The sequence below is a fragment of the Brevibacterium sp. genome, from assembly GCF_031179145.1.
Taxonomy (GTDB): Bacteria; Actinomycetota; Actinomycetes; order Actinomycetales; family Brevibacteriaceae; genus Brevibacterium.
Genome location: NZ_JAPSIB010000013.1, coordinates 65233 through 84151, shown reverse-complemented (window position 1 = coordinate 84151; position 18919 = coordinate 65233). Strand labels below are relative to the sequence as shown.

Genomic DNA, 18919 nt, shown 5'->3' with positions numbered 1-18919 from the left:
TGTGCGGGAACCCGATTCCGGATGCGGGGAGTCCGGGTTCCGGGAGGGTTCCGGCTCAGAGCTTGCGGAGCTGAATCTTGCGGATCGTGTGGTCGTCGGACTTATGGAGCACCAGGTCAGCGCGACCGCGGCTGGGCAGCACGTTCTCCCGCAGGTTGGGGAAGTTGATCGAGTCCCAGATCTCCGAGGACAGGGTGATCGCCTCGTCATCGCTCAGTTTCGAATAGCGGTGGAAGTAGGAGTCGGGGTCCTGGAAGGCCCCGTGCTTGAGCGCGAGGAAACGATTGATGTACCACTGCCGGATGTCGCGGGAGCGGGCGTCGACGTAGACGGAGAAGTCGAAGTAGTCGCTGATCGACAGGCCCAGGGTGCCGTCGCTGCGGGGCCGGGCGGGCTGGAGGACGTTGAGGCCCTCGACGATGAGCACATCGGGGGACCGGACGACCACCTCGGCGCCGGGGACGATGTCGTAGGTGTGGTGAGAGTAGACGGGGGCGCGGACCTCCTCCGACCCCGACTTCACGGCGGAGATGAACCGGAGCAGCTTCCGGCGGTCGTAGGACTCGGGGAAGCCCTTGCGCCCGGTCAGGCCTCGCCGTTCGAGTTCGGCGTTGGGGTAGAGGAAACCGTCGGTGGTGATCAGCTCGACCCGGGGAGTGTCCGGCCACCGGGCCATGAGCTCGCGGAGCACACGCGCCGTGGTCGACTTGCCCACCGCGACGGAGCCCGCGACGCCGATGACGAACGGCGTGCGGGTGGTGTTCTGCGGTTCCAGCCCGACCTCGTGGAGCGGGGAGAAGAATTCGCGTGCGAGTTCGTGCTTGCTCTGCCGGGCCGAGACATAGAGGTTGAGGAGCCGCGACAGCGGCAGGTAGACCTGCGCCACCTCGTCGAGGTCGATCCGGTCACCGAGGCCGCGGAGCCGTTCGATGTCGCGCTGCTTCAGCGGCAGGGGAGTCGCCTGGGCCAGCTTTCCCCAGACCTCACGGTCGAACTCCCAGAACGGGGAGGAAGGCTGCTCATCCGACTTGCGCTTCGGGCTCAGGCCGGCGAGGCGACGGGCGCGGTCTAGGTACGGATCGACTGTGGGCATGAGCCAATTGTGTCACGCGTCATGTCGGCCCCGTCCCCGCGGCTCCGGAGCAGCGCGATTGCGGTGGGATCGGTCACTTCGGGTCTCATCTGGAGCGCAGCTGTGCCCCGTACTTGACTTGATTGCGTAAAATTCCAGGCATGTGTGGAATCGTAGGTTATGTATCCAGAGCTGCCGTGGACAACGCAGATCATACGGCGCTCGATGTTGTGCTCGGCGGCCTCAAGAGGCTTGAATACCGCGGATACGATTCCGCCGGCGTCGCCCTCGTCACGGAAGAGGGTGAGCTGTTCTCCGCGAAGAAAGCCGGAAAGTTCTCGGCCCTGCTCGACGAACTCGACGCCCGCCCCCTGCCGGCGGCGCAGACGGGCATCGGCCACACCCGCTGGGCCACCCACGGTGGGCCGACCGACGTCAACGCCCACCCGCACCTGGCCGACGGCGGCAAACTCGCCCTCATCCACAACGGCATCATCGAGAACTTCGCCCAGCTCAAGGCCGAACTCGTCGACGAGGGATTCGAATTCCTCTCGGAGACCGACACGGAAGTCGCCGCCGCCCAGCTGGCCAAGAACTACCGCGCCACCGGTGACCTGAGCCAGGCGATGCGGACCACCGCCTCCCAGCTCGAGGGCGCATTCACCCTGCTCGCCGTGCACGCCGACCTCCCCGACACCGTGGTCGCCGCCCGCCGCAACTCGCCGCTGGTCATCGGCCTCGGTGAGGGAGAGAACTTCCTCGGCTCCGACGTCGCCGCGTTCATCGACTACACCCGCACCGCGGTGGAGATCGGGCAGGACGAAGTCGTCACCATCACGCCTGAGTCCGTTCTCATCACCGATCTCGACGGCAACGAGGTCGACGGTGTGCAGTTCGAGGTCGACTGGGACACCGCCGCCGCCGAGAAGGGCGGCTTCGCGTCGTTCATGGACAAGGAGATCCACGACCAGCCGCAGGCCGTGGGCGACACCCTCCTCGGCCGCCTCGACACCGAGGGCCGGCTGACGCTCGATGAGATGCACATCGACGAGTCGGTGCTCAAGACCGTCGACAAGATCGTCGTCATCGCCTGCGGCACCGCCGCCTACGCCGGCCAGGTCGCCAAGTACGCGATCGAGCACTGGTGCCGGATCCCCGTCGAGGTGGAGCTGGCCCACGAATTCCGGTACCGGGATCCCGTCGTCAACGAGAAGACCCTGGTCGTCGCGATCTCCCAGTCCGGTGAGACCATGGACACGATCATGGCCGTGCGCCACGCCCGTCAGCAGGGGGCGAAGGTCATCGCGATCTGCAACACCTTCGGCTCGACGATCCCGCGCGAATCCGACGCCGCGCTCTACACGCACGCCGGCCCCGAGATCGCCGTCGCCTCGACGAAGGCGTTCCTGTCCCAGGTCGTCGCCTGCTACCTGCTCGGCCTCTACCTCGCCCAGCTGCGGGGCAACAAGTTCCGCGACGAGATCGGCGTCATCCTCGAAGAGCTGCAGACGATCCCGGCGAAGATCCAGACGGTCCTCGACGAGGGCAAGGACCAGGTGCTGGAGCTCGCCCGTCGCAGCCAGGACGTCGAATCGGTCCTGTTCCTCGGCCGGCACGTCGGCTACCCGGTGGCGATGGAGGGCGCGCTCAAGCTCAAGGAGCTCGCCTACATCCACGCCGAGGGCTTCGCCGCCGGTGAGCTCAAGCACGGACCGATCGCTCTCATCGACGACGGCCAGCTCGTCATCATCGTCGTGCCCAGCAAGCGCGGCCGCGACTCGCTCCACGCCAAGGTCATCTCCAACATCCAGGAGGTGCGCGCCCGTGGAGCCAACACCGTCGTCATCGCCGAAGAGGGCGACGAGGCTGTGCGCGACTACGCCTCCGAGGTCATCTACGTGCCGCAGACGACGACCCTGCTGGCCCCGCTGCTGACCACGGTGCCGCTGCAGATCTTCGCGATGGAGCTCGCCACCGCGAAGGGCCTCGACGTCGATCAGCCGCGCAACCTCGCCAAGTCCGTCACGGTCGAGTAAGGGAGAGCCATGGCGATTCTGGGGATCGGCACGGACATCGCCGACGTGCCGCGGTTCGCGGAGCACATCGACCGCGTCCCCGAGCTCCTCGATCGCCTGCTCACCCCTGCTGAGCAGCTCAAGCGCAACGGCAAGCGCCGGACGGATGCCTCCTTGGCGGCACGCTTCTCCGCCAAGGAGGCCCTGAAGAAGGCCATCGGCTTCCCCGGGTGGCTGCCCTGGCAATCCGCCGAGGTGGTCCCCGCCAGATCCGGTGCGCCGAGCTTCCGCCTGTCCGGGCTGGTGCTCGAACACTTCCGCCGGATCGGCGGGGAGAGCCTCCACCTCTCGATCACCCACGATGCGAACCTGACGATGACCTTCGTCATCGCCGAGGGCAGCGGTCCCTCGCTCAGCCCCGGCGTCGAGTGGGACTGAGCCCGGTGCGGGACTGAGCCCCACCTCGCCGAGGGAACGGCGGTGCGCAGTCCTCCCCTCGGCGGGGGATCCTCGGTGAGCTGCCTCCACCTCGGCGGGGTCGGGGAATAGACTCACGGTATGAGTGCCTCGTCCGATACCCCAGCTGTCTCCCTTCCCACCCCGGCAGACGCCGCGGACATCGCTCCCGGCCTGGTCAGCCTGCGGCGAGCCCTGCACGAGGAAGCCGAGATCGGGCTCCACCTCCCGCGCACCCAGCAGTTGGTGTGCGCCGCGCTGGAAGGACTCGACGTCGAGATCTCCCGCGGCAAGGACCTGTCCTCGGTCGTCGTGGTTCTGCGCGGGGGCCGGCGCGCACCCGATGCGCATGGCGAAGTGCCGGCCGTGCTGCTGCGCGGCGACATGGATGCCCTGCCCATCAACGAGGCGACCGGATTTGACTTCGCATCCACCTCGGGGCGGATGCACGCCTGCGGTCACGACCTCCACACCGGAGGCCTCGTCGGCGCCGTCAAACTCCTCCACCGCGACCGCGACAGCCTGCCCGGCGACGTCGTGTTCATGTTCCAACCCGGTGAGGAAGGCTTCAACGGCGCCGGTGTGATGATCGACGAAGGCGTCCTCGACGCTTCCGGCGCCCGGGTGAGAGCCGCCTACGGGATCCATGTCTCTGCGGATCAGGACCTGGGCGTCGCCTACTGCAGACCGGGGCCGTACATGGCGGCTTTCTCGAAGATGCGGATCACCGTTCGCGGCAAGGGCGGCCACGCCTCGCGTCCGCACACCGGTCTCGATCCGATCCAGGTGGGCGCGATGCTCGTCGGTCAGCTTCAGGAGTTCGTCACCCGCCGCTTCGACATCTTCGACCCGCTCGTCATCACGGTCGGGCAGTTCAACGGCGGCACCGCCCCCAACGTCATCCCCGACCATGCCGAACTCGTCGTCAGTGTCCGCACCTTCTCCGATGAGGTGACCGACCGCGCCGAGGTGGAGCTGCCGAACCTGGTCTCCACCCTGGTCGCCGCCCACGGTCTCGTCAGCGAGATCGAGTACGTGCGGGTGCTGCCCCCGACGATCAACGACGACGAGGAGGCCGAATTCTTCCTGCGCACGTTCGCGGACCTGTTCGGGCCCGAGCGGACCGTGGTCAGGGACAACCCGATCCCCGGCTCCGAGGACTTCTCCCGGGTGCTCGCCGCCGTGCCCGGCGCATACGGGCACATCGGCGTCGCGCTGCCGGACCTGCCGGTTGCGGCGAGGGAGTCGAACCACTCGCCGCGCGCCCGCCACAGCGATGCGGCCCTGGGCGACCAGGCGCTGTTCCTCGCCCACCTGGCCGGGCGGAAGCTGGCCCAGCTGGCGCAGGCCGAACTCGAGGGCGACGCATCCGAGGCTGCGCCCGACCCGATGCTGCGCCGCGAGGCCTGAGGCGCGGGACGAACGCTGGAAGGAGCATCGCATGAGTGAACGAGCCTATCCCGGTGATGTCATCCGAGCGGCGGAACGGCCGCTGCTCGAGGCGGGTGCCCAGCTGATGGAGCGCGCCGCGCAGGCGCTGGCGCTGTTCTCGAACGCCACCCTGCGTTCGCGCCGCTCTCAGGTCACCGGGGCCCGCGTGAGCGTGCTCGCGGGACCGGGCAACAATGCCGGTGACGCCCTGTTCGCCGCTGCCGCCCTGTCCCGCGATGGCGCGAGCGTGAGCATCGTCAAGCTCTTCGAGCGCACCCACGAGGCCGGTCTGCGCGCGGCCCGCCGGGCGGGAGCCCGCGTCATCGACTGCGGAGCAGATGCGTCGGCCGACGCCCGCGACGAACTGGGCCGGTCCGATCTCGTCCTCGACGGGATCTTCGGCACCGGCGGCAGGCGCGGCATGCCCGCCCACGTCAGCGACTTGATCCGAGACTGGCGCCGACAGGGACACAGCGCCGTCGTCATCGCCGTCGACATCCCCTCCGACCTGGTGCCCGACGACCCCGACCGGGCCGAGGCCCAACCGCCCGAGGCTCGGATCCATGCCGACCACACCGTCACCTTCGGCGGACTCAAGGCCGAGCTCATCGATCCCCGCGTCCGCCGGTTCACCGGCCGCGTCCACGTCATCGACATCGGTCTCGAGCTCGACGAAGTGCAGGCCGTCGCCGAGGTGATGGTCGCCTCCGACCTCAGCGCCGACTTCCCGCGCCCACGGCCCGAGGACCACAAGTACTCACGCGGAGTGCTCGGCATCGTCGCCGGATCCCAGGACTATCCTGGAGCCGGGGTGCTCACGACCACCTCGGCGGTGGGTTCCGGCATCGGGATGATCCGTTGCCTCGGATCACCGGAGGTGGCCGAACGCGTGCTCGACCGGCACCCCGAGGTCGTCACAGCCGCGGGTCGGATCAACGCGCTCGTGATGGGATCGGGTGATCCCGAGGCCGAGTTCGTCGACCAAGCACTCGAGGCGATCGCCGACACGGGCATCCCTGTCGTGCTCGACGCCGGGTCACTGGCGCTGGTCGAGCGAGCCGGCCGAGCTGGAAGCGCTGATTCCGGCACCGGAACCGGCGCGGATTCGAGTGCGGGTCCCGACTCTCGCGCCCGTGCGGTGCTGCGGGACCGACCGGTCGTCCTCACTCCGCACGCGGGGGAGCTCTCGCGCCTGCTCAGCCGCCTCCTCGGCGACGACATCTCCGCGTCCCGGATCAATGCGGACCCGATGGGGTGGGCCGCAAAGGCGGCGCGAGAGACAGGATCCCTTGTGCTGTTGAAGGGATCCCAGACCGTCATCGCCTGCCCCGACGGGTATTGCGTGCTCCCGGAGTCCGGTCCCGCGAGCCTGGCGACCGCGGGCTCGGGAGACGTGCTGTCCGGTCTCATCGGCGCACTGCTCGCCAATGCACACGCGCAGGCGCAGCGTGCGGAAGGATCGGATCTGCTCACCCCTCGGCGCCTCGCTCACGTCGTCGGTCTCGCTGTCCTCGTGCACAACGCCGCAGGTCGGTTCAGCGTCAATGCGGGGCAGTTGGCCGAGGCGGTCGGTGAGGTCGTCGCTGAGCTCCTCCACCCGCGCGACGTCCCGAACGGTACGCTTGTCCAGTGACACGAATCGAGACGTCCGGGTCCCTGGTGAGAGCCGAGATCGATGTGGCGGCCCTGCGCGCCAACGCCGCGGTCCTGGCCGAACGGATCGCGCCCGCCAGGCTCAAGTGCATCGTCAAGGCCAATGCCTACGGGCATGGGGTCGATCTCGTCGCCCGCAGTCTCTTCGACGCCGGCTGGCGGGAGTTCGGCGTCGCCACCATTCCCGAGGCCCTGGCGCTGCGGGAGACCCTCGGCGATGCGGCTGAGATCTCGGCCTGGCTCTACGGACCCGACACGGACTTCGAACCGGCCCTGGCCGCGGGGATCGAACTGGGAGTCTCCACGCTCGGCTGTCTCGACGCACTCCACACGGCTGCGGTCCGCACCGGCATCACCGCGCGCATCCACCTCAAGGTCGACACCGGCCTGGGCCGCAACGGCTTCAGTCCGACGGATTTCGAGGACGCCCTGCACCGGTTGGAGCAGCTGGCCGGTCATGGCGGGTGCGGGATCGCGGTCGCCGGCATCATGAGCCACTTCGCCGTCGCCGACGAACCGGAGCGGGGGGAGACGGCGGAGCAGATCGACGTCTTCGACTCTGTCTGCCGGCGCCTGCGCGAGGTCCTCGACGCCGCGGCCGGCCGCCTCGGCGATCCCCAGAGCCTCGACGTCCACATCGCCAACTCTCCGGCGGCTCTGACCCTGCCGCCACTGCCGGGCAACTCCGCGCGAGTGGGCCTGGCCCTCTACGGGCTCTCTCCACTCGAGGATCGGACGGCGAGCGATCTGGGTCTGGCCCCGGTCATGCGACTGGTCTCCCAGGTCGTCAACCTCAAGGACATTCCCGCCGGCCACGGCGCCTCCTACGGACTGACCTACACCGCCGCGAAGGACACCCGCTTCGCGCTCGTGCCCGGTGGCTACGGGGACGGGATTCCCCGGTCGGCGTCGAACCGCGCCGAGGTCGGCATCCGCGGACGGCGCTACCCGGTGGTCGGACGGATCGCGATGGACCAGATGGTCATCGACGTCGACGACGGCGAGGTTGAGCTCGGCGACGAGGTCGTCATCTTCGGACCCGGCGGACCCGGCGCCGAGGAGTGGGGGACCTGGTCGGATACGATCAACTACGAAATCGTCACGCGGATCAGCGCCCGCGTCGACAGGATGCCGCTGCCACCAGGGACACGATGAAAGCACTTCTCGACTCACTGCCGCAGATGCGGCTATTCGCCGAGGCGCTCGCCGGGCACTTGAGAGCCGGCGACCTCCTCATCCTCTCGGGCAACCTCGGCGCGGGGAAGACGACCTTCACCCAGTCGCTGGGTAAGTGCCTGGGAGTGCAGGGGCGGATCACCTCGCCGACGTTCATCATCGCCCGCGAGCACCCTTCCGCAGGCGACGGTCCGACCCTTGTGCACGTCGACGCCTACCGGCTCTCCGACGCCGCCGAACTCGAGGACCTCGACCTCGACTCGGAGCTCGAGGAGTCGATCACCGTGGTCGAGTGGGGCGCCGGCCTGGCCGAGACCCTCAGCTCCGACTACCTGAGCATCTCCATCACCCCGCGGTCGCAGACAGAGCCCTCCCTCGCCGAGGCGGCGCCTGAGTCCGCGGACGACGCCGAGGCGGCGCCAGCGTCCGCGGACATCGCTGAGTTCGCCTACGACGACGAACCCGCTGCGGACGAGGGGCGGATCGTCGAACTGAGCAGCCATGGCCGTTCGTGGACGGAGCGGCTGCCCCGAATGGTCGACTCGATCCGAGCGGCCGGACTCCACTGTGATGAGGGAAACGCGTGATCATCTTCAGCATCGACACATCGCAGGCGGCTTCGGTGGCTCTGGTCGACACCGAGTCCGGTGAGGTGCTCGCCTCCGAGCAGGCCGACGACCAGCGCCGACATGTGGAATTCATCGGCCCGGCGATGAAGAGGGTGCTGGCGCATCCGGCCGCACCGGACCTCGTCCTCACCGGGATCGGGCCGGGACCCTTCACCGGCCTGCGGGTCGGCATCGCTGCCGGGATCGCGGTCGGTGCCGCCCGCGGGATTCCCGTCAATGGCCTGCTCTCCCATGCCGCGCTGGCGGAGGAGCTGCGGCTGAGCGAGCCCGGCACCGGGCCGGTGCTCGTGGCCGGGGATGCGCGACGCAGGGAAGTGTACTTCAGCGTCTACGGGGCGAAGTCGGGTGCGGCGGCTGGTGCGACGGATTCGGAATCGGCTGGCTTCGGGCTGCTGGCCGGTCCCTTCGTCGCGAAGCCGGCAGACGTCGGCGCTGTCCTCGATGAAGCAGGGTATGCGGGACTCGTTGCGCCGGGCACCGCCGAGGCCCTCGCAGCCGACTCTGCCCAGGTGCAGCGCTCGGGGGCACGGATCGGGCGCGGATTCCTCCTGTACCCGGATCTCCTCGGCGACCCGGACCCGGCCACGATCCTCGACCCCAAGGCCGAATACCTGGCGCTGGCGGCGGCCCGCGATCTGCGGGCGGGCGTCGAGCTGGCCGAACCGATTCCGGAGTACCTGCGCGAACCGGATGCGAAGGCCACGCCCGTGCGTGCGAGCAAGCTGAAATAGGCGATGGACAGCGCAGGCTCTCCTGAGCACCGGCCCGCGCAGGAGCACCGGCCCGCGCAGGAGCACCGGCCCGCGCAGGAGCACCGGCCCGCGCAGGGGCGGAATGAACCTGCGCCGGAGCCGAACTGGTCCGCGCAATGGCGAATCCGGCCGCTGCGCTGGTGGGAGCTCGAGGTCGTCGCCGCCGCCGATGCCCACATTTTTGGGCCCACCGCCTGGACGCTGAGCTACTACTGGGCGGTGAAAGCGCAGCCGGGAACGACGATGTTCGCCGCCGAACTCCCGCACACCCTGACCTTGCCGGGGGAGCCGATCGGGCCATCCATCTCGGTGGGGGAGTCGCTCGGATCAACCACCTCGGCGGGGGAGGCACCGAGGTCAACCACCTCGGCGGGGGAGATGTCCGTCGCCGAGCCCGCGGACCTGAGCGACGAGACGCTGGGCGGATGGATCGTGATGTCCGCGGCCGGTCGGGACGCCGACGTGATGACGATCGCGACGACCGAGCGTGCGCGCGGTCGGGGCATCGGGCGCGCCCTCGTCGAAACCGGAATCGGCTGGGCGCTGACGCGCGGTGCTCACGCCATCCATCTCGAAGTCGACAGCGTCAATGCTTCGGCCATCCGCCTCTACGCATCCCTCGGATTCGAGGAATGGGGCCGCCGCCCCGACTACTATCCGGGCAGCGATGCGATCCTCATGCGGCTGCGGCTGAGTTCCCTCTCAGCCGACGATCCGATCCTCAGGCGGCTGAGGACGAGGGAATGAAGTCGACGATCTCGTTCAGCACCTGACCGTTGAGCTCGAACGCCGTCAGCGCCTCGGCGAGGATGAGGTCCTCATCGCCGCCGGAGGCCGCCACCTGATCCAGCTTCGACCGATAGGCGTCCTTGTACGGCTTGGTCTTGCCGATGTCCGCGAAGTCCCACATCGTCAGCGCCTCGGGACCGATGCGATAGTGCTTGGCCATCAGCGCGCCGATCGCCAGCCCGCCGGAGAGGTCGCCGAGGTACCTCGTGTAATGGTGGGCCAGGAGCTCTTCCGGAGTGCGCAGTTCGCTCAGCCGCTGTGCGTAGCGGCGGGTCGCCTCGGCGACGGGGAGGCCGGGGGTCTCGAGCACAGCCTGCAGGTGCTCGAGATCGTCCACGATCCGGGCGTGACGATCGAGCCGGGCGTCGGCGAAGGGCGCGAAGACCGGGTCGTCGCGGAACTCGGACGATCGGCGCTCCAGCTGGTCGTAGATGACCTCGTACTGGGTGAGCAGGAGGGCGTAGGCGCGGGCATCGAGCCGGCCTTCCATGAGATCGATGATGAACCCGCGGTTCTCCACATCGGTGTGGATCGTGGCCGTGGTCTCGCGCAGTCGCCGGGAGAAGTCGCTGGGCATGGTGCCTCCTTGCTGGCTGGCTTCCAGCTTAGGGTCCGGCGCCGCTTCGGGCAACGCTGTGCGACTGGCCGCGCATCGCGGCGCCGTGCTTCGCGGAGGGCGGGGGCGATAGTCTTGGACGCATGACACGAGTGCAATTGGCTGACACGAAATTGATGGTCCACCCCCTGCAGCTGGGAGGCAATCCCTTCGGCTGGGGCGCGGACAGAGAGCAGAGTTTCGCTGTCCTCGACGCCTACGCCGAGGCGGGAGGGAACTTCATCGACACCGCCGACGCCTACTCGGTCTGGGTTCCCGGCAACGTCGGCGGTGAGTCCGAGTCGATCATCGGGGAGTGGATGAAGTCGCGCGGCAACCGCGACGACATGGTCATCGCCACCAAGGTCGGAATGCACCCGAAGCACCATGGCCTCGATCCCGCCAACATCCGCGACTGCGTCGACGCCTCCCTCCGCCGGCTGGGAACCGACCACATCGACCTCTACTACGCGCACATCGACGACGATGAGGTCGACCAGATGGCCGTCGCCGAGACCTTCGACGCCCTGGTCCGATCCGGCAAGGTCCGCTACCTCGGGGCGTCGGACTTCGAGCTCGACCGACTCCGCTCGGCGCTGAAGATCTGCGCTCAGTACTCGCTGGCCTGCTATCGCGTGGTGCAGGACAAGTACAACCTGGTCTCCCGCAGCGCCGTCGACCCGCAGAAGCAGGCCTTCCTGCGCGCCGAGGGAATCGCCGAGCTGCCCTACCACTCACTGGCCTCGGGCTTCCTCACCGGCAAGCACACCGGAGGCGACGCGAGCGGCAGCGTGCGCGGTGACCGAGTGAGCGATCTGCTCGAGAACCAGGCCGCCCTCGGCGCCCTCGAGGTCCTCCACGAAGTGGCCGGCGCGCACGGCACATCGATGACCGCCACGGCCATCGCCTGGCAGCTCACCCACGACGTCATCCCCTCGACCATCGCCTCGGCGCGGGTGCCCGAACAGCTCACCGAACTGCTCGCAGGTGCCGAGCTGGCCCTCACCGAGGATGAGATCACCGCGTTGAACGACTGCTGGGCCGAAGCATGATCACCACCGCAGCCCGGCTGCTGAGCTGGGAGAACGGCACGGACCTCGTCATCGAGATGCCGCTTCCCACTGATCCGGCCACGGTGTGGGCGAAGCTCGTCGACGGGGCGAACGCCGGCGCATGGTTCGCGCCGTTCACGGTGACCGACGACGGCGCAGTGTCCCCGGAGGCCACTGTCGACGCCGGTGGAGCCGGCGCTGGAACGGTTGACGCCGGCGACGAGGAGCCGACCGCGACGATCGTCTTCGACCTCACCGAGACCGAACTCGAGGGCGAAATACTCAGCTGTGAGCCCGAAGACCATGTGCTCGTCGAACTCGACGACTTCGGGGTGCTCGGCCTGCGCCTCAACGCCGTCGCCGGAGCGGCCGACGGCGGCGCGGGCGCGGGCGCGACCAGTGACTCCCGCGACGAGAGCACGGTCCTCGTATTCACCCAGACGGCTGCGGACACGGAGTCCGCGCATCTGCTCGCCTCCGATCACGGCCCCATGTGGGACACCCACCTGCGACTGTTCGCGCACTCGCTGGGATTCGAGTTCGCCGAGGTGGACGAGGACGCCCTGACCGCGCGCTACTCCGCGCTCGACGTCGAGGAGCAGCGATGAGTGAGCCACTGGTCCTCGGCATCGAATCCTCCTGCGACGAGACCGGGGTCGGGATCGTCCGCGGCCGGACCCTCCTGACGAACACCGTGTCCTCGTCGATGGACGACCATGTCCGCTTCGGCGGGGTCGTGCCTGAGGTCGCCTCCCGCGCCCACGTGCAGGCGATCGGGCCGGCCATCGACACCGCGTGCGAACAGGCGGGAATCTCCCTGACGGAGCTCGACGCCGTCGCCGTGACCGCCGGACCCGGACTCAGCGGCGCACTGATGGTCGGGGTCGGGGCGGCCAAGGGACTGGCCGCGGCCCTCGATCTGCCGCTCTATGGGGTCAATCACCTTGCCGCGCATGTCGCGGTCGACCTCGTCGCCGACGACATCGACGGACTGACCACCCCGACCATCGCCCTCCTCGTCTCCGGCGGGCATACGGAGATCCTGCGCATCGGCGACATCGTCGACGACATCGAACTCCTCGGCGCCACGATCGACGACGCGGCCGGCGAGGCCTTCGACAAGACGGCCAGGCTGCTCGGCCTCAGCTACCCGGGCGGGCCCAACATCTCCCGGGCCGCGCTCGGGCAGCTCGACGGCAGCGGCATTCCGGGGGATCGCAAGGCCGTCCGGTTCCCGCGCGGTCTGGCGCGGAAGGAGGACCTGCGCGACCCCGAGCGCCGTTACAACTTCTCATTCTCCGGGCTGAAGACCGCCGCCCTGCGCGAGGTCACCAGGGCCGAGGCCATCGGCGCCGACCTCCGGGTGGCCGACATCGCCGCCGGGTTCGAGGACGCCGTCGTCGACGTGCTCGTGACCAAGACGCTGCTGGCCGCCGCCGACACCGGCATCGACCACGTCGTCCTCGGCGGCGGTGTGGCTGCGAACTCCCACCTGCGCTCGGTGCTCGCCTCCAGATGCGCCGAGGCGGGAGTGACCCTGCGGGTGCCGCCGCTGAGACTGTGCACCGACAATGGGGCGATGGTCGCGGCCCTCGGCGCGGAGATCGTGCGGCGGGGAATCGGACCGAGCGACCTCGACTTCGCCGCCGTGTCATCCTTGGACGTCGACCATGTGCTCGTCTGAAGCCTCGCAGGGGGTCTCGCCCGACGTCTCGCTGTGGGCCTCACCCGACGTCGCGTCAGGAGGCAGCCGTGTCCGGGCCTGAGGACGAGCGTCCGCCGCTGCCTCCGCTGCGGTCCGGGGACGGCTGGGTCCACCTCGACGACGGCCGGAAGTTCTGGGGGCTCGAAGGGGCGGCTGGGCTCATGCTTCTTGATCCGCAGCGCGGAATCCTCCTCCAGCACCGCGCCATGTGGTCGGCCCAGGGAGGAACCTGGGGCTTCCCCGGCGGGGCTCGCGACCTGGGGGAGGACGCGGTGTCCGCAGCACTGCGCGAATCCTACGAGGAGGCGGGGGTGCCCGAGGACGCCTCCGACATCGAGATCCTCGCCACCCATGTCGTCGACCTCGACGTCTGGAGCTACACCACCGTCATCGCCCGGACCCGGCGTGCACTGGAGGCGAGGGTCAACGATCCCGAGAGCCTCGAGCTCCGATGGGTGCCGATCGACGAACTCGAGGACTACCCTCTCCACCCGGGGGTCGCCTCGGCGCTTCCCGAACTGCTTCAGATGCTCCGGACCCACCAGTAGGGGTCAGGGTTTCGACAGCCGCAGGTCGTTGATGAGGGAGCGGGTCACTTCGGTCAGGGATCCGCTGGTCCGGAAGACCTCGCGCTGACGCTGGTAGGACACCCCCTGGTCGATGAGCGTGGAGATGGACTGCAGCTCGGCCAGGCACCCCAGGCGCTCGGCGACGGGACTGAGACGTTCGATCTCATCAGTGAGGCATTCCGTGACCAGCCGTTCGTCGGCCTGCGCGTTCTCGATGATGATCGCCTCCATCCCGTACCGCGCGGCGCGCCATTTGTTCTCGGCATGGAACCAGTCCGGCATCGTCGACAATGTCTCACCCGCGTCGAGGCGCGCGGAGAAGTCGTCGACGAGGCACTGGATGAGGGCCGTGATTGCGGTGATCTCCTCGAGGGTCGGCATGCCGTCGCACACCCTGACCTCGACCGTTCCCCAATTGGGGGAGGGACGGATGTCCCACCGGATCTCGTTGATGTGATCGATGATGCCGGTCTTGAGCATGTCCTGGACATAGCTCTCGTAGTCGGCCCAGGTGTCGAACTGGAACGGCAGCCCGGCTGTCGGAAGCTGCTGGAACATCATCGCCCGGTTCGAGGCGTAGCCGGTGTCCGTGCCGCCCCAGAACGGCGAAGAGGCGCTCAGCGCCTGCAGGTGCGGGACGTAGCCGAGGAGGGCGTTGACGATCGGCAGGACCTTGTCGCGCGAGTCGATGCCGACGTGGACGTGGACGCCGAAGATGAGCATGTTCCGGCCCCACCACTGGGTGCGGTCGACGAGTTCGAGGTAGCGGTCCTTCGGTCGGATCTCCTGGGTCTGCCATTGCGCGAAGGGGTGGGTGCCCGCGCACATCAGTTCGATCCGGCGCGGCTCGGTGAGACTGCGCAGAGTGGCCATGGTCTCGCACAGGTCCCCGGCGATGCCGGCGACATTCGTGTGGACCCCGGTGACGAGCTCGATCGTGTTCGTGAGCATCTCACCGACGATCCGGTTCTCGAAATCCGGCGCGTGCTCCGCGACGTCGGCGAGCAGACCCTCTGCGGCGGGCGTCAGATCAAGGCTGTCGGCGTCGAGGAGTGCCAGTTCCCATTCGACTCCGATGGTGGAGCGGGGTGAGCGTGCGAAATCGACCATGGACTGATCATAGTAGTGCCGTGCCGATTTCCGGTTTCGCGGTTCCGATGTCGGACTGTCCACCTCGTGCCTCAGATCGGGGACTGCGCATGAAGCCTCACAAGTGAAGGACCGTTAGCATGGGGGCATGCGTTTCGGCCTCACTCTCACGGCACTGACCATGGCGCTCGTCCTCACGGGATGCACCGAAGGCACTCCGGAGAGAACTCCTGCGGGGGAGAAGACCTCGGGTGCGGCGTCACCGGCCGCAACCGCGTCGCCGACGACGAGCCTGCCGAAACCCGCCGAGGTCTCCCCGTCCGATTACGCCGACGAGGCGAAGGACATCGTCGCCGACTTCTCCGACGCCGAACTCGCCGGTTCTCTGATCATCGGCACCTGGTCGGGCACCGACACGTCGACCGGGGCGAACCTGATCAGGAAGAACCACCTCGGCGGGGTCATCGTGATGAAGGACAACCTGCCGGAGAACCCCGACCCGGCGCAGGTCGCAGGCGTCACCGAGGCGCTCACCGATTCCCGGACGCAGGGGCAGCCCGTGTCGATCGGGGTCGATCAGGAAGGCGGTCCGGTGTCGCGGCTGAGCACCGGGGCCCTGCCGTTCCCGCCGCTGATGGCGCTCGCGGCCACCGACGACCTCGACCTGACAGAATCCGCGACCGCAGTGCAGGCCCGTGATCTCGCCGAACTCGGCTTCACAATCGACTTCGCTCCGGTCGCCGATGTCACGACCGGAGCACAGGACGTGACCATCAACGTCCGGTCCGCCGGTGACGACCATGATCAGGCCGCCGAGGTGGTGGCCGCCGCCGTCGACGGCTATTGGGCGGGCGGGGTGGCGGCCTCCGCCAAGCACTTCCCGGGCCACGGCCGGCTGAACGTGGATTCGCACGAGGAGCTGCCTGTGTCGAAGAAGAGCATCGACGAGCTCGAGGACACCGACCTGGTGCCATTCAAGTCCGCGGTCGAAGCAGGCGTGCCGATGGTGATGATGGGCCACATCGGACTGCCGGATGCGAAGACGACACCGGCGACCCTCAATGAGGAGGCGTACTCCGCCCTTCGCAAGACTCTCGACTACGACGGCGTCATCATCACCGACGCACTGAACATGAAGGCCGTGGGACAGAACCAGGGCGGAGCAGAGACCGTCAGGGCGCTGGCGGCCGGCGCCGATCTGGCGCTGATGCCGCCGGACTCCGCCGCTGCCCAGCAGGCAGTGCTGCGCGCAATGGAGGAGGGCGAACTGAAGCGCGATGACCTGGTCGAGAAGGCCGAGCGAGTCGTCGCGATGCAGCTGGCGACGTCTGAAGTGCAGAAGAGTGTGGGGGACCAGGCTGATGGGGACCCGGGGGCGGTTCTCACCGATGTCGCCGAGCAGTCGCTGACCGTGCTCAAGGGCGAGTGCGGATTCTCCGGCACCGATGCGATCTCCATCGTCGGCGGCAGCGAGACCGAGACCGCCACTTTGAAGCAGGCCGCCGAGGAGGTGGGTCTTGAGGTGGGTTCGCGCGGGACGACGGTCTCGCTCAGTCCCAAGACCTCCGCCGAGGTGGCCGTCGGGACCGCCGCTCCCTGGACGATGCGCGATACCTCGGCGAAGACGGCGGTGACGGCCTACGACGACAACCCGTTCGCCCTGCAGGCCGTGGCGAAGTGGCTCAAGGGCGACCTCGAGGCGTCCGGTCGGCTGCCGGTCGAGTATCCCGGCAGCGACAAAGCCCCGGACTGCGGCTGACCCGAGTCAGCGGCTGACCCGAGTCAGAGGCTGACCCGGCTCAGCAGAAGCCTTCGCGCCCTCGAGCTCGAGCGTCACTCGCCGGTTTCGACCGGCCGATTCGGGTCGGAGGACCAGCCGGACCAGCTGGCCGGGTAGAGGGAGGACTCGACGCCCAGGGACGCGAGAGCCAGGGCGTTGTGGCAGGCGGTGACTCCCGACCCGCAGTACACGCCGACCGGCTGGTCGAGCGCTCCCAGGCCCGCGAACCGCGCGCGCAGGGACTCCTCATCGAGGAAGCGGCCGTTGTCGGTGTTGTCCGTGGCCGGCGCATTCCTGGCTCCGGGGATGTGCCCTGCCTTCGCATCGAGCGGTTCGGTCTCACCCCTGAAGCGCTCACCGGCCCGGGCATCGAGCAGCACGCCCTCGAACGCCGCCGCCTCATCGGCATCGATGACTGGCAGCGAACCCGGATTGATGGTGACGGTGCTCGGTTCGACGGATGGACCGTCTCCCTTCTCCAGGGCACCGCCTGCGGCGACGTAGGCAGCCAGGCCGCCGTCGAGGACGCGAGCGCTGAGGCCGGCCCAGCGCAGAAGCCACCAGGCTCGAGCCGCGCCGAGAGAGGAGTTGTCGTCGTAGACCACGACGTCGGTGAGCGCGTCGATGCCCCATCTGCGCACCTGTTCCTGGAACTGTTCGGGCGAGGGGAGAGGATGGCGACCGGCGGTCGGGTCGACAGCATCGCCCTCACCGGAGGCAGCTCCGCCTGAGCAGGCGAGCTCGGTGTCGAGGTCGACGTAGATCGCCCCGGGAATGTGCCCGGCCGCGAAGTCGTCGCGACCATCGGGCTTGGGCAGCGTCCACCTGACGTCGAGCAGCCTCGGCGGGGAATCTGTGTCGAGCCGGGCCAGGAGTTGGTCGGCGGTGATGAGCACGTCTGAGCGGGTCATGGGTTCGTCTCCTCGTTCGCTGAGTCCACGGGCTGGGTGAGGAGCACGACGTGGCGTTCACCCACCCGGGTGAACACCAGTGTGGCTTGCTCGCCCTTGGGCAGTTTGAGTTGGCGTCGGACCTGGTCGGGGACAATGTCGGCACCGCGTTTCTTGATCACCACGGAGCCGATCCCGCGCGCGACGAGCTCCTTGCGCAGGGACGGGATCTTCGCCGGGAGCACCTCGGAGATCTGGTAGGTCGTGACTCCGGCCGCGGCCGGGCCGGTGGGTGCGACGTCGGTGGTGAGGTAGGCGATCTTCGGGTGCACGCGACGGGCCTGCAGCGGTGGGCACAGGGCGGTGACCAGCCCTGCGCGCACGATCGCCCCGTCCGGTTCGAGCAGATACTCGCCGAGTTCCCCGATTCCCGGCTCGTCCTCATCCGGGAGGTTGTCCTCATGGACGAGCAGAGTGCGCTCGCCCATGATGAGGGCGCTGCGTCCTGGCCGCTGCCGGGCGGCACCGAAGTACAGGCACACCTCGACGACCTCTCCGCCGTGGGAGACCCATTGGGCTTCCGCCTCGTCCGGGACTAGGCCATGGTCGAGCGCGGGGCCGAGCTTGACCCCGGCCGCCTTCGCCGCCAGCGCTTGGTCGATGACCCACGACAGCGCGGGCGAGAACTCCTCGGGATCCGTGATGCGCGCGGTCGATCCCTGCTTGGTGCCCCGCCCGATCTGCCGGCGCGCAGGGTCGAACCACAGGGCGTCGAACCCGGAGACGTCGATGTCCTCGGCGCGGGCATGCTCGACGCGCGCGTTCGAGAGGTGGCGGAGGTTGTAGCTGGCGATGGCCGCCGTCACCTCATCGGCGTCGACGGCGGTGACCTCGGCGCCCATGCCGGCGAAGGCGAAGGCGTCCGCCCCGATCCCGCAGCCCAGGTCCGCGATCGTCATCGCAGCGGAACCATCTCCGCCCTCGCCGAGGAGGCGGCGGGCATGGTGGGCCGCGACCGGCAGGCGGGTGGCTTGGGCCAGACCGTCGCGGGTGAAGAGCATCTCTGCGGCGAACGGGCCGAGCTTGGTCTCGGCGTCCTTGCGCAGCCTGGCCTGGGTGAGCAGGGCGGCGGTCACCTCCGCGGAGTAGCTCTCCTTGCGCAGGGCGGCAGACCGGGCGAGTTCGTCCGCAGGCAGGTCCTCAATCCGGTCGAGCCGGTCAAGGACGGTGACGTCGAGGAGTTCGGTGAGAGTCTGCGGATCCATG

General features: G+C 68.7%; 18 protein-coding genes. 13 read left to right on the top strand and 5 right to left on the bottom strand.

All coding sequences use genetic code 11. The annotated features are described in order from the left end of the window. Positions 1–55 precede the first annotated feature (55 nt). Complete coding sequence (gene coaA, locus RIT73_RS10905) at positions 56–1093, bottom strand: type I pantothenate kinase (protein WP_309132101.1); 1038 nt, start codon at positions 1091–1093, stop codon at positions 56–58. A gap of 140 nt (positions 1094–1233) precedes the next feature. On the opposite strand from coaA, the gene glmS reads away from it, so the two are divergent. From glmS to RIT73_RS10865, 8 genes are all read left to right on the top strand, one after another. After that, positions 1234–3108, top strand: coding sequence for a glutamine--fructose-6-phosphate transaminase (isomerizing) (gene glmS / locus RIT73_RS10900; protein WP_309132100.1), 1875 nt, complete (start codon positions 1234–1236; stop codon positions 3106–3108). Positions 3109–3117: 9 nt separating this feature from the next. Beyond that, a complete protein-coding gene (locus tag RIT73_RS10895) occupies positions 3118–3525 on the top strand; it encodes a holo-ACP synthase (RefSeq protein ID WP_309132099.1) in 408 nt (135 codons plus the stop codon). Positions 3526–3645: 120 nt separating this feature from the next. Beyond that, positions 3646–4953: a M20 family metallopeptidase gene (locus tag RIT73_RS10890; RefSeq protein WP_309132098.1), complete on the top strand. Its 1308-nt coding sequence runs from the start codon at positions 3646–3648 to the stop codon at positions 4951–4953. Positions 4954–4984: 31 nt separating this feature from the next. Beyond that, entirely contained in the window at positions 4985–6607 is a 1623-nt protein-coding gene (locus RIT73_RS10885; RefSeq protein WP_309132097.1) for an NAD(P)H-hydrate dehydratase, read from the top strand. After that, a complete protein-coding gene (gene alr, locus RIT73_RS10880; RefSeq protein ID WP_309132096.1) occupies positions 6604–7782 on the top strand; it encodes an alanine racemase in 1179 nt (392 codons plus the stop codon). The genes RIT73_RS10885 and alr overlap by 4 nt, the downstream gene beginning before the upstream one ends. Beyond that, complete coding sequence (tsaE, locus tag RIT73_RS10875) at positions 7779–8390, top strand: tRNA (adenosine(37)-N6)-threonylcarbamoyltransferase complex ATPase subunit type 1 TsaE (RefSeq protein WP_309132095.1); 612 nt, start codon at positions 7779–7781, stop codon at positions 8388–8390. Before alr ends, tsaE begins: the two co-directional genes overlap by 4 nt. Beyond that, positions 8387–9163, top strand: a complete 777-nt coding sequence (tsaB, locus tag RIT73_RS10870) for a tRNA (adenosine(37)-N6)-threonylcarbamoyltransferase complex dimerization subunit type 1 TsaB (protein ID WP_309132094.1) — start codon at positions 8387–8389, stop codon at positions 9161–9163. The genes tsaE and tsaB overlap by 4 nt, the downstream gene beginning before the upstream one ends. A gap of 3 nt (positions 9164–9166) precedes the next feature. Beyond that, entirely contained in the window at positions 9167–9931 is a 765-nt protein-coding gene (locus RIT73_RS10865; protein WP_309132093.1) for a GNAT family N-acetyltransferase, read from the top strand. Here the strand turns inward: RIT73_RS10865 and RIT73_RS10860 are convergent. Next, positions 9906–10550 carry a biliverdin-producing heme oxygenase gene (locus RIT73_RS10860; protein WP_309132092.1) on the bottom strand — a complete coding sequence of 215 codons (645 nt, stop codon included), beginning with the start codon at positions 10548–10550 and terminating at the stop codon, positions 9906–9908. The genes RIT73_RS10865 and RIT73_RS10860 overlap by 26 nt on opposite strands. Positions 10551–10672: 122 nt before the next feature. On the opposite strand from RIT73_RS10860, the gene RIT73_RS10855 reads away from it, so the two are divergent. From RIT73_RS10855 to RIT73_RS10840, 4 genes are all read left to right on the top strand, one after another. Beyond that, positions 10673–11620 carry an aldo/keto reductase gene (locus tag RIT73_RS10855; protein WP_309132091.1) on the top strand — a complete coding sequence of 316 codons (948 nt, stop codon included), beginning with the start codon at positions 10673–10675 and terminating at the stop codon, positions 11618–11620. Next, a complete protein-coding gene (locus tag RIT73_RS10850) occupies positions 11617–12228 on the top strand; it encodes a hypothetical protein (RefSeq protein ID WP_309132090.1) in 612 nt (203 codons plus the stop codon). Before RIT73_RS10855 ends, RIT73_RS10850 begins: the two co-directional genes overlap by 4 nt. Beyond that, positions 12225–13304, top strand: coding sequence for a tRNA (adenosine(37)-N6)-threonylcarbamoyltransferase complex transferase subunit TsaD (gene tsaD, locus RIT73_RS10845; RefSeq protein ID WP_309132089.1), 1080 nt, complete (start codon positions 12225–12227; stop codon positions 13302–13304). The genes RIT73_RS10850 and tsaD overlap by 4 nt, the downstream gene beginning before the upstream one ends. A 68-nt stretch (positions 13305–13372) precedes the next feature. Next, complete coding sequence (locus RIT73_RS10840; protein ID WP_309132088.1) at positions 13373–13873, top strand: NUDIX hydrolase; 501 nt, start codon at positions 13373–13375, stop codon at positions 13871–13873. 3 nt (positions 13874–13876) lie between these two features. On the opposite strand, the gene RIT73_RS10835 is transcribed toward RIT73_RS10840, so the two are convergent. Continuing rightward, on the bottom strand, positions 13877–15004 hold the full coding sequence (locus tag RIT73_RS10835) for a glutamate--cysteine ligase (RefSeq protein ID WP_309132087.1): 1128 nt from the start codon (positions 15002–15004) through the stop codon (positions 13877–13879). Between the two features lie 127 nt (positions 15005–15131). Between RIT73_RS10835 and RIT73_RS10830 the strand changes: the two genes are divergently transcribed. Next, positions 15132–16742 carry a glycoside hydrolase family 3 N-terminal domain-containing protein gene (locus RIT73_RS10830; RefSeq protein WP_309132086.1) on the top strand — a complete coding sequence of 537 codons (1611 nt, stop codon included), beginning with the start codon at positions 15132–15134 and terminating at the stop codon, positions 16740–16742. Positions 16743–16816: 74 nt separating this feature from the next. Here RIT73_RS10830 and RIT73_RS10825 read toward each other — a convergent pair whose 3' ends face one another. Both RIT73_RS10825 and RIT73_RS10820 read right to left on the bottom strand, forming a co-directional pair. Further along, positions 16817–17674: a sulfurtransferase gene (locus RIT73_RS10825; protein ID WP_309132085.1), complete on the bottom strand. Its 858-nt coding sequence runs from the start codon at positions 17672–17674 to the stop codon at positions 16817–16819. Next, positions 17671–18918 (bottom strand): class I SAM-dependent methyltransferase, encoded by a 1248-nt coding sequence (locus RIT73_RS10820; protein WP_309132084.1) that lies wholly within the window; start codon positions 18916–18918, stop codon positions 17671–17673. The genes RIT73_RS10825 and RIT73_RS10820 overlap by 4 nt, the downstream gene beginning before the upstream one ends. Position 18919 lies beyond the last annotated feature (1 nt).

What these genes read in the sequence shown, in the direction of transcription:
- RIT73_RS10865 (WP_309132093.1), top strand. Translation starts at nt 9,167, where the DNA reads ATGGACAGCGCAGGCTCTCCTGAGCACCGGCCCGCGCAGGAGCACCGG.
- tsaE (WP_309132095.1), top strand. Translation starts at nt 7,779, where the DNA reads ATGAAAGCACTTCTCGACTCACTGCCGCAGATGCGGCTATTCGCCGAG.
- glmS (WP_309132100.1), top strand. Translation starts at nt 1,234, where the DNA reads ATGTGTGGAATCGTAGGTTATGTATCCAGAGCTGCCGTGGACAACGCA.
- coaA (WP_309132101.1), bottom strand. Translation starts at nt 1,093, where the DNA reads ATGCCCACAGTCGATCCGTACCTAGACCGCGCCCGTCGCCTCGCCGGC.
- RIT73_RS10895 (WP_309132099.1), top strand. Translation starts at nt 3,118, where the DNA reads ATGGCGATTCTGGGGATCGGCACGGACATCGCCGACGTGCCGCGGTTC.
- RIT73_RS10890 (WP_309132098.1), top strand. Translation starts at nt 3,646, where the DNA reads ATGAGTGCCTCGTCCGATACCCCAGCTGTCTCCCTTCCCACCCCGGCA.
- tsaD (WP_309132089.1), top strand. Translation starts at nt 12,225, where the DNA reads ATGAGTGAGCCACTGGTCCTCGGCATCGAATCCTCCTGCGACGAGACC.
- RIT73_RS10835 (WP_309132087.1), bottom strand. Translation starts at nt 15,004, where the DNA reads ATGGTCGATTTCGCACGCTCACCCCGCTCCACCATCGGAGTCGAATGG.
- RIT73_RS10855 (WP_309132091.1), top strand. Translation starts at nt 10,673, where the DNA reads ATGACACGAGTGCAATTGGCTGACACGAAATTGATGGTCCACCCCCTG.
- RIT73_RS10830 (WP_309132086.1), top strand. Translation starts at nt 15,132, where the DNA reads ATGCGTTTCGGCCTCACTCTCACGGCACTGACCATGGCGCTCGTCCTC.
- RIT73_RS10820 (WP_309132084.1), bottom strand. Translation starts at nt 18,918, where the DNA reads ATGGATCCGCAGACTCTCACCGAACTCCTCGACGTCACCGTCCTTGAC.
- RIT73_RS10850 (WP_309132090.1), top strand. Translation starts at nt 11,617, where the DNA reads ATGATCACCACCGCAGCCCGGCTGCTGAGCTGGGAGAACGGCACGGAC.
- RIT73_RS10825 (WP_309132085.1), bottom strand. Translation starts at nt 17,674, where the DNA reads ATGACCCGCTCAGACGTGCTCATCACCGCCGACCAACTCCTGGCCCGG.
- RIT73_RS10860 (WP_309132092.1), bottom strand. Translation starts at nt 10,550, where the DNA reads ATGCCCAGCGACTTCTCCCGGCGACTGCGCGAGACCACGGCCACGATC.
- RIT73_RS10885 (WP_309132097.1), top strand. Translation starts at nt 4,985, where the DNA reads ATGAGTGAACGAGCCTATCCCGGTGATGTCATCCGAGCGGCGGAACGG.